Origin of the sequence: Pseudomonas sp. 65/3-MNA-CIBAN-0223 (assembly GCF_040310425.1) — a bacterium.
GTDB lineage: Bacteria > Pseudomonadota > Gammaproteobacteria > Pseudomonadales > Pseudomonadaceae > Aquipseudomonas > Aquipseudomonas gregormendelii.
Map to the genome: position 1 here is coordinate 75,024 of NZ_JBEOPV010000026.1, position 9,894 is coordinate 84,917.

At 60.7% G+C, this 9,894-nt stretch carries 8 protein-coding genes and 1 pseudogene; 4 read left to right on the plus strand and 5 right to left on the minus strand.

Annotated elements, in window-relative coordinates; translation table 11 throughout:
- The first annotated feature begins 94 nt into the window (after positions 1–94).
- The 3 genes from AAEZ09_RS24705 (at position 95) to AAEZ09_RS24715 (ending at position 4,168) form a co-directional block, all read left to right on the plus strand.
- Positions 95–601, plus strand: coding sequence for a sigma-70 family RNA polymerase sigma factor (locus AAEZ09_RS24705; RefSeq protein ID WP_045059032.1), 507 nt, complete (start codon positions 95–97; stop codon positions 599–601).
- A complete protein-coding gene (locus tag AAEZ09_RS24710) occupies positions 598–1,572 on the plus strand; it encodes a FecR domain-containing protein (RefSeq protein WP_350601153.1) in 975 nt (324 codons plus the stop codon). The genes AAEZ09_RS24705 and AAEZ09_RS24710 overlap by 4 nt, the downstream gene beginning before the upstream one ends.
- Before the next feature lie 154 nt (positions 1,573–1,726).
- Positions 1,727–4,168, plus strand: coding sequence for a TonB-dependent siderophore receptor (locus AAEZ09_RS24715; RefSeq protein WP_350601154.1), 2,442 nt, complete (start codon positions 1,727–1,729; stop codon positions 4,166–4,168).
- Positions 4,169–4,174: 6 nt separating this feature from the next.
- Here AAEZ09_RS24715 and AAEZ09_RS24720 read toward each other — a convergent pair.
- From AAEZ09_RS24720 to AAEZ09_RS24730, 3 genes and pseudogenes are all read right to left on the minus strand, one after another.
- A pseudogene (locus tag AAEZ09_RS24720) lies at positions 4,175–4,989 on the minus strand (tripartite tricarboxylate transporter permease); the annotation flags it as partial.
- A 42-nt stretch (positions 4,990–5,031) separates the two neighbouring features.
- Positions 5,032–6,120, minus strand: a complete 1,089-nt coding sequence (locus AAEZ09_RS24725; RefSeq protein WP_350601155.1) for a polyamine ABC transporter substrate-binding protein — start codon at positions 6,118–6,120, stop codon at positions 5,032–5,034.
- Positions 6,121–6,172: 52 nt separating this feature from the next.
- Positions 6,173–7,474 (minus strand): NAD(P)/FAD-dependent oxidoreductase, encoded by a 1,302-nt coding sequence (locus tag AAEZ09_RS24730; protein ID WP_350601157.1) that lies wholly within the window; start codon positions 7,472–7,474, stop codon positions 6,173–6,175.
- 148 nt (positions 7,475–7,622) lie between these two features.
- Between AAEZ09_RS24730 and AAEZ09_RS24735 the strand changes: the two genes are divergently transcribed.
- The gene (locus AAEZ09_RS24735) at positions 7,623–8,522 is read left to right on the plus strand and encodes a LysR family transcriptional regulator (protein WP_045059027.1); all 900 of its coding nucleotides are present in this window, start codon (positions 7,623–7,625) and stop codon (positions 8,520–8,522) included.
- Here AAEZ09_RS24735 and AAEZ09_RS24740 read toward each other — a convergent pair.
- Both AAEZ09_RS24740 and AAEZ09_RS24745 read right to left on the minus strand, forming a co-directional pair.
- On the minus strand, positions 8,519–8,740 hold the full coding sequence (locus AAEZ09_RS24740) for a hypothetical protein (protein WP_045059026.1): 222 nt from the start codon (positions 8,738–8,740) through the stop codon (positions 8,519–8,521). The genes AAEZ09_RS24735 and AAEZ09_RS24740 overlap by 4 nt on opposite strands.
- A gap of 289 nt (positions 8,741–9,029) precedes the next feature.
- A complete protein-coding gene (locus AAEZ09_RS24745) occupies positions 9,030–9,683 on the minus strand; it encodes a peroxiredoxin (protein WP_045059024.1) in 654 nt (217 codons plus the stop codon).
- Positions 9,684–9,894: the final 211 nt, after the last annotated feature.

Genomic DNA, 9,894 nt, shown 5'->3' on the forward strand with positions numbered 1-9,894 from the left:
GTCGCGACCAACGCCACTATCGAGTGATTGCAGTGGCCATCATCTCGCAGGTAATATTGAGAGCGATTCTCACTCACATCTGGAAAGCCGACCGGTGCAACCCTCCTCGACCCGCAAGCTGGGCTTCTTTTTCAGCGACCATCACCGCTGGTTGCTGCAGCATATCCAGCAGCGAATGCGCAATCATGCGGATGCCGAGGACACTGCCGCCGATACGTTCTGCCAGCTGCTGGCGGCTCGGGTCGACCCGGACAGCATCGAACAACCACGCGCCTACCTGTCGACCATCGCCCGTCGGCTGATCTTTGACCGCCACCGTCGGCGCAAACTGGAACTGGCCTATCTGGAACGCCTGTCATTGCTGCCGGAAGCACTGGCGCCCTCCCCTGAAGAGCAGATGCTGCTGATTGAAGCATTGGTCGCCATCGACAAGGCCATCGATGGCTTGCCGTCGATCGTCAAGGCGACTTTCCTTTATAGCCAGCTCGACGGGCTGAGCTACGTGGCCATCGCGCAGAAACTGGGATTATCGGAGCGCACCGTCAGCCGCTACATGAAGCAGGCCCTGCGTCAGTGCTACCTGAGCGAGATCACGCCATGAGCAAGCTGCGCCTGGACCCGGTCAGCGAGCAAGCCATAGACTGGATGGTCAAGCTTCGCGCCGGCACCCCGGATGCCGCATTGCAAACGCGCTTCAATGCCTGGTTGGCGATGGACCCGGCGCACCTGCAGGCCTGGACGAATCTGCAGGAGCGACTCGGGGCATCGTTCAACACCGTGCGCGCCCTGGATCGCCGAGTGCCGGGCCAGGCCGGTGAAGCGCGGCAGATCCTGCTGCAACCCCAAGGCTCTCGACGGGATGCTCTGCGGGTCATTGCCGGGCTGGGTCTGCTGGGCGGCGGTCTGTGGCTCTGCGCCCGCAGTCCGCTGGGGGATTCCTTACTGGCCGACCTGAGCACCGGGCGCGGTCAGCGTCAGGGGTACAACCTCGCAGATGGCAGCCGCCTGAACCTCAACGCCAACAGCGCGGTGGACCTGCGCTTCTACGACCAGCAACGCCTGGTGGTTCTGCGTCACGGCGAATTGGTGATTCAGGTGGCACCCGATCCGCAACGTCCATTGCGTGTGCGCACCGCTCAAGGGCAGGTGCAGGCCCTGGGCACACGTTTCCTGGTGGCCCAGGAACAGGACGCCACCCGGGTCGTTGTGCTGCAGCATTCGGTGCAGCTGCGACTGCCGGACGGTACCACACGGGATCTGCAGGAAGGCCAGTCCGCCCTGCTGGCCACTGGGCGCATCACGCCAACGGCCGGCGACCAGCGTGGTCGCGCCGACTGGCTGGTCGGACGCCTGAATGTGCTCGACGAACCCCTCGAGCAAGTGGTCGAGGCCCTGCGTCCGTACCAGCGCGGATTCATCCGGATTGCGCCGCAGGTGCGTCACTTGCGGGTCCAGGGTGTATTCCCCCTCGACGACCCGGCCCGGACCCTCGCCGCGCTGGCAGAAACCTTGCCGATCCAGGTGGACAGCTACAGCCCGTGGCTGACGTTGATCCGGGCACGAAACACGTGAATGGAACTGGAAGCTGTGACCCTGTGGCGCTCGCCGCAAGAGGGGTGCAAAACTCCAAGCGAAAAATTTTTTTGAAAATACTTCTTATTCGTGTCCGGTTTTCGTTTCTCATCCCACCTATCTCCTGACACTTTCACATCATCAGGAGAACGCTGTGTTCAACCCGTGGCCCCACGCCCTTTCCGTCGCTGTTGCCCTGGCAACCCTGGCCAGCCCCATCCTGGCCCAGGCGCAACCCCTGACCTTCAACCTGCCGGCCGGCCCCTTGGCCGCCACGTTGAATGCGATTGCCAGCCAAAGCGGGCACATCGTCTCGCTTGAACCCGCTCTGGTACAAGGCAAGCAGGCGCCTGCGGTGGTCGGCCAGATGCTCCCCGAACAAGCGATGAACCAGGCACTGACCGGCAGCGGCCTGCAATTGCGCGTGACCGGGCAAGGCAACTTCAGCGTCGAGCCTGGCGCCGATGGCAGCGCAGCAGTGCAGCTGGGGGCGACCACCATCGTTGAGAACAGCGTCGAGGCCACGACTGAAGGCTCCGGCTCCTATGCCGCGCGGGCCGTGACCATCGGCAAGGGAACCCACACCCTCAAGGAAATTCCGCAGTCGGTCACCGTGATGACTCGCAAACAGATGGACGACCAGGGCCTGACCGACCTCAAGGACGCCGCCAACCAGACCACCGGCCTGGTCGGTGTGCAAGGCGTGGGTAAAGGCATGATCCTCACTTCCCGCGGCTTCCAGATAGATGACTGGCAGTACGACGGCGTGCCGATCCCGCGCAACACCTACGCCCTGGGCAACTGGGCGACCCAGGACCTGATCTTCTTCGATCGCCTGGAAGTGCTGCGCGGCGCATCGGGCTTGCTGCAAGGCACCGGCAGCCCTGGCGGTGCGATCAACCTGGTACGCAAACGCGGACAGAACGCACCGACCGTGACCCTCACCGGCAAGGCCGGCTCCTGGGACCGTTACGGTCTGCAACTGGATGCCGGTGGCCCGCTGAATGAGAGCGGGACGGTACGTGGACGCCTGGTTGCCGACGAGGACGACAGCCATTCGTTCACCGATTATGAATGGAGCAAAACCCACTCGCTGTACGGCGCTCTGGACTTTGACTTGCGCGAGGACACCACCCTTGGCCTGGCATTCAGTCGCACAGATGCCGAGTCGAGACCCATGATCCGAGGCCTGCCGCGCTACGCCGATGGCACGATGATTAACGTGCCGCGTTCCACGTTCGGCGGCTCGACCTGGAACCACTCGCAAATTGACGTCAATACGGTCTATGCGGATCTTGAACACCGCTTCAATGATGACTGGGCGTTCAAGGTCGGCGCCGTGCACATGACCGAGAACAACGACGCCAAGAACCAGCGGCTGCAATCGATTGATGACAGCATCAATGCCGATGGCAGCGGCGTGCAATATGCCGATTTCGTCACGGACTTCGATGCGACCAAAATTGGCCTGGACATGAATCTCACCGGACGCTTCGACGCCTTGGCGATGGCCCAGGAGGTGATGATCGGCAGCAATTACTCGAAGTTGCATTCTGACGACAAATTCGCACGCACCTTCAACGACAGCACCGACTCAATCTTCGGTATTGACCACCATCGTCCCGAGATCAGCTACGACGGACTGCTCAATACCGCCGGCGGTCGTGCGACCATAAGCGAATACGACATTCGGCAAAAAGGCCTCTACGGCAGCTGGCGGGTCAAGCCGATTGAGCCGCTGACCCTGGTGCTCGGCTCCAGGGTCAGCTGGTACGATTACAGCTACAAATCGGCGGACCAGCGAGCCTTCGCCAATGTCGCCACTACCAATGCGCCAAGCACCATGAGCGAGAACGGTGAAGTCACGCCTTACGCCGGTATCGTCTACGACCTGAACCGCGAATGGGCGGTGTACGCCAGTTACACCGATGTCTTCGAGCCACAGACCGCTCGCACCACCAGCGGCTCGGTGCTCAAGCCGGTGATTGGCAGCAACTACGAAATCGGTCTCAAGGGCGAACTGATGGATGGCAGGGTCAACACCTCCCTGGCGCTATTCCGCTACGACCAGGAAAACCGCGCGGTCAACGATGTGGCCTCGGGGTTCGCCTGTGACGGCTGGTATTGCTCCACTGCTTCGGGGAAAGTCCGCAGCCAGGGGCTCGATGCCGAGATCAGCGGTGAAGTGCTCAATGGCCTGCAACTGTTCGCCGGCTACACCTACAACACCACCAAGTACCTCGACGACCCGGACAATGAAGGCAAGACCTTCAGTACCTGGACGCCCAAGCACATGCTGCGGGTATGGAGCGACTACCAGTTCAGTGGCGACTTCAACCGCCTCAGCACCGGCTTGGGCTTCACCACGCAAAGTCATACCCTGGGCTACGAACACACTTACGAGGTGCCGGGCTACACCGTGTGGAATGCCCGCGTCGGCTATCAGCTGACTCCGGAGATCGGCCTGGCGATGAACGCCAACAACCTGTTCGACAAAAGCTACATCACGGCGGGGTATAACCAGCTCAATGGCAATAACAACTATGGCGATCCACGCAACCTGATGTTCAGCGTCAAATACACTCCCACCTTTTAAGCCGGCTCAGTCGTCCTCATGCAGCTTGATGCCACGGGCAAGCAGCAGCGGCGGGACCACCAGCACCAGCAGCGTCAACGCCAGGAACGCAGCCGATATCGGTTGCGTGACGAAGATAAGCCAGTCGCCCTCGCTGATCGACAAGGCGTTTCGCAGCTGTTTTTCCGCCATGCGCCCCAGCACCATGCCGACGATCACCGGGGCCACAGGGAAATCGAATCGCCGCATCAACACCCCGCCCCAACCGATCCCGAGCATCAACAGCAGATCGAACGAGGAATGGCGCATGCCGTACACGCCGATCGTGGCAAACACCAGGATGCCGGCATTGAGGTAGGGCCAAGGGATCTGCAACAGCTTGACCCACAGGCCCACCAACGGCAGGTTCAACACCAGCAGAATCACGTTGCCGATGTACAGCGAAGCCACCAGCGTCCACACAAGGTCCGCAGAGGTTCAAAGAGCATCGGCCCCGGCTGCAGGTTGTAGTTCTGGAACGCTGCCAGCAGTATCGCCGCAGTGGCTGAAGTGGGGATGCCCAGGGTCAGCAGCGGCACCAGCGAGCCGGTGGCGCTGGCGTTGTTCGCCGCTTCGGGGCCGGCGACGCCCTCAATGGCGCCCTCGCCTTTGTTCGCCGAGAACTCCTTGGGGTATTTGCTCAGTTTGCGTTCCGTGGAATAGGACAGGAAAGTCGGGATCTCCGCACCGCCAGCCGGAATCGAGCCAAACGGAAAGCCGATCAGGGTTCCGCGCAGCCAGGCGGGCACCTAGCGTTTCCAGTCCGAGCGGGTCATCCACAGCGAAGTCAGGCGATGTCGGCCGGAGTGCCAGACCCGTGCGGAGGGGATCAGGCTATCGAAACCTCAGGTATTGGTCTTCAATCGAGTCCACAAGCGCGTACTCAACCGCGCAATCGCCGCTGGCAACTCCTCGACCGTGAACAGCTTCTCCAGCACCGTCTTTGGCGGATAGATCGCCAGGTCCTGCTTCACCGCCGGCACCACATATTGATCCGCCGCCAGATTGGGGTTGGCGTAGTGGATGCTGTTGCTGATATTGGCAATCACCTGCGGATCAAGCAGGTAGTTCATGTAGGCGTAGCCGTTCTTCTCGTGCGGTGCGCTCTTGGGCATCACCACCATGTCAAACCACAGGGTCGAGCCCTCATCAGGAATCGAATAGGCGATGTTGATGCCATTGTTGGCTTCCTTCGCACTGGCCGCCGCCTGTACCACGTCGCCGTTGAAGCCGATCACTGCGCAGACATTGCCGTTGGCCAGGTCGCTGATGTACTTGGAGGCATGGAAGTACTGCACATACGGGCGGATTTTCAGCAACGCCTGCTCGGCCTTCTTGTAGTCCGCCGGCTCGTGGCTGTGGGGCGGCAGGCCCAGGTAGTTGAGGGTGATCGGCAGGATCTGCGTGGGGTTATCGATGATCGCCACGCCGCACTGGCTGAGCTTCTTGATGTTCTCTTCGTCAAAGAACAATTTCCAGGAACGGGTAATATCGGTGTTGCCAAAGATCGCCTTGATCTTCTCGACGTTGTAGCCAATGCCTGCCGTGCCCCACATATAGGGGTAGCCATACTGGTTGCCCGGGTCGTTGACCTCAAGCTTGTGCAGCAATACCGGGTCGAGGTTTTTCCAGTTCGGCAGCTGGCTCTTGTCGAGCTTCTGCACGGCGCCGGCCTTGATCAGGCGCGAGAGAAAATGGTTTGAAGGGCTGACCACGTCATACCCTGTGTTGCCGGTCATCAGCTTGGATTCCAGCACCTCGTTGCTGTCATGAATGTCGTAGGTGGCCTTGATCCCGGTTTCCTTGGTAAAAGTAGTCAGGGTGTCATCGGCAATGTAGCCGTTCCAGTTGGAGATATTGACCACTTCATCCGCGTAACTGGCTGCCGGGAACGAGGCGAGCATGACCACCAGGGTAAGGTTGTTGATGCGCATTTTCTGTCACCGTGTGTGCTGAGTTGTTGTTCTTGGTTGATCGACGGATGTTCTAGATTTCAGTTCTGGCCCTGACTGACTCCACACGCATGCGCAGCATGGCACCGATATCCAGCAACGGTTTGGGTGGCAGCCAGCCGGGTTGGGCTCGGCGCATCACCGATTGCAGGACTGGCGAATCGACGCCAGAGGACATTTCAGCCAGCAACCGCCCCCACAAAGTGCCGCGTGCCACGCCGGAACCATTGCAGCCGGCCACCGCATAAACCCCCTCCTCGACCTTGGCGAAGTAAGGCTGGCCGCTGCGCGATGCGCTCAAATGTCCGGTCCAGGTGTACTGGATGTCGTGCGCGCCGAGGAATGGGAAACGCCGCTGCAAACCCAGCACATGATGTTCACGGCGCACTCGCAGCTCGCTGGCGGACAAATCCCGCGACCGGTATTCCGCCGTGTTGCGGATCATCACCCGGCGGTCCGGGGTCAAGCGCACGGTGGCGCCCAGCGGGCGGGTGGACAGCACGCCCCAGGGCTCGACCGCGCCGATTGCCTGGTACTCGGCGTCAGTCAGCTGCCGGGTGAGGCTCGCGCTGAGCTCCATCGCAAACGTTGCGCTGTCGTCGATGCCCGAACGCGAGATGAATGCATTCAGGCATACCAGCACCTGCTGCGCTTCAATTCGGCCGGCAACGCCATTGGCGCGCACGCGCCCCTGACTCAGGCGCTCCAGACCGGTGATGTCGGTGTTTTCGTAGAGGGTGACGCTGGCGGGCAATGCATCCAGCAAGCCCTTGACGTACTTCGCCGGCTGCAACAACGCGTTGCCATTGCCGCACCAGATAGCCGCCTGGTAATGCCGGGTGCCCAGCTTGTGATACAGCGCCTCGCCTTGTAGAAAATGCGCCGAAGCACCCACCGCGCGCAGGGTTTGCAGCTTGTCCTCGACCTGGGTCAATTTGCCGGGATCGCTCACCGCAAAAAAGTAACCATCGTCGCGAAAATCGCATTCGATGCCATGCCGGGCGATACGCTGGCGCACTTCGAGGCTGGCAACCCGGGAGATCTCGGTGTCCACCTGATAATTGGCAAAACCCTTGCTACCCAACAACTCATCGGTGCCCGGATGTTCGTGGGCCACGGCAAACCCTGAGTTGCGCGCCGAAGCGCCTTGCGCCGCACGCTGGCGATCAACGATCACGATGCGGGCCTGAGGGTGCATCTGCGCGAGGGTGTGGGCGGCGTTCAACCCGGTAATCCCAGCCCCGATAATCAGCCAGTCAGCCTTCTCGGTACCCTTCAGGGAACCGCGCACGGGCGAGCTGCCCGCCTGCGCAATCCAGCCACATTCATTGGTCATGCATCACCTCGATCCACTGTTGTCCCGCCGTGGGCACTGCCCTTTCCCATGCGCTGAACGCATGAGAAAACTCGGCCTTGACTGGAATTTAGAGCGTCATCGGTGATAAAACCAACGTTATAAAATCATCGAAGTATTCGGAAAACGCATGGATAAGCTTCGTCACGTGCCGTCGCTGCAAGCAATGCAGGCGCTGGTGGAAGTCGCCGACTCGGGCAGCTTTACGCAGGCCGCATCAAGGCTGTGCCTGACTCAAAGCGCTGTGAGTCGGCAAATTCAGCAGCTGGAGAGTCACTTCGGTGTGGCGTTGTTCGTGCGCACCAGTCGCAGCCTGAGTCTCACGCCCCAGGGCGAGCAGGTGCTAACCAGTGCCCGCAGCATCCTTGAGCAACTCAAAGCCCTGGAGGAACGGCTGGCCCCCAGGGAGCGTCCGTTTCGCATCCGCATGCACGTATCCCTGGCGGTGCGCTGGCTGCTGCCCAGGCTGAGCGAGTTCTACCGATCTCATCCCGAGGTTTTGCTGTCGATCGAGACTGTGGCAACTGAAGTGGTGGAGCCAGCCGTCGACAGCGACGCCTACATCCTCTATCTGGCGCAACCCTCGAATGATCCGCAGTCCATGACGCTGTTCGAGGAAGCGCTAGTGCCCGTCTGCGCGCCGGGGCTGGCTGACCCGCTGCGAGCAGTTGAAGACCTGGTGCATTGCACCCTGCTGCATCGCTCCTCGGACCGGCATGACTGGATAAAATGGTTGGCAGCCAACGGCGGTGGACCGCTGGAGCGCTACCGGCACATTCCTTTCAACCTGGATGAACTGGCACTGGATGCGGCTGCACGCGGGCTGGGTGTGGCGATGACAGACCTGACCCTGGCGGGCGAGTCGGTAGATCGAGGCGTGTTGGTGATTCCCTTCGGCAAGGCGCTGAAGACAACGGGCGTGTATGCGCTGATCCTGCAACCCTCAGCGAGCACGCATCCGGCCTGTGGGCTGATCCTTGAGTGGTTTGCCCAGCAGGCCGAGGGGGAAATCGCGAACCCCGAAAGCTAGGTGCCGTTACCGATGCCCTCGGTCGCCTGGGCAAACGCCACACCGGCCTCGCGCACCAGCTGACGCCATTCATAGCTGTTGATCAGACCGGTACGTTCCATCTCGTCAGCGGCCTTGAGGAGCTCATCGTACTGCTCTTCACAATCCATGCGAATCAACGGCTCCTTGAGCAGTTGGTACCAGGCCGCCATTGCTTGCTGCTTTCGATCGTCGTTCATGGCCAGACTCCAACGGTTGTTTCTGGTTGGGCGTCTGGTGCAGATAGCGGTTCCCGGGTGCCGACATACGGCGATTAACCTCATTATTGTTAGTGGCAGATGCTGATCCGCGCGCCCTTTGCAGGGCCGCGTGAACAGTTTTCAGGGGGAATCAGGCGATCAGACGAACAGGCTCAGTGCACCGGTCAACAGCGCCAACGCTTGCTCAGTCTTCCCGGCACCCGCGCCGAGCTGATCAAGGCGATGCGGGCACGAGGCATCGCGATTGAAGTCGGGATGGGCAACAGAGCTATTTCGGTTGCGCGACTGTGCGCAAATAGGGTTTTACCGTTTTAAAACCGTCCGGGTACTTCTTCTTCGCGTCTTCATCGGAAACCGAAGTCGGGATGATCACGTCCTCGCCCGGGCGCCAGTTCACCGGGGTGGCCACGGTGTGTTTGGCATTGAGCTGGATGGCATCGAGCAGTCGCAGCACTTCATCGAAGTTGCGCCCGGCGCTCATTGGGTAGATCAGCATGGCCTTGATCTTCTTGTCCGGGCCGATGATGAACACCGAGCGCACGGTGGCGTTGTCCACGGCCGTGCGCGCGCCGCCACTGGCATTGGGGTGGATCATGTCGTAGAGCTTGGCCACCACCAGGTTCTCGTCGCCGATCATGGGGTAATTCACCGCGTGGCCCTGGGTTTCCTCGATGTCCTTGGCCCAGCTTTGATGGTTACCCACCGGGTCAACGCTGAGCCCGACGATCTTGGTGTTGCGCTTGTCGAACTCGGGCTTGAGCCCGGCCATGTAGCCAAGTTCAGTGGTGCACACCGGGGTGAAGTCCTTGGGGTGGGAAAACAGGATGGCCCACTGATCGCCAATCCATTCATGGAAATGCAGCGTGCCCTCGGTGCTCTCGACGGTGAAATCCGGTGCTTCGTCGCCAATACGAATGGTCATGTGCGTTCTCCTCGCGGTGAAGGGTTGGGAAACTGCTGGACGGGTCAGTATAGGAGACGGTTGAGGATAGAGGTCCGGGAATGGAGAACCCGTAGAGTCTGATGTGCTGCACAAATCCCGTGCACAACCCTGACCCTGTAGATACTCTGTTACCGGTCAAGCTTTCAGCAGGTGTTTTTCGCTGAAAAGCTTGGCCGTATCAAAATCTTCT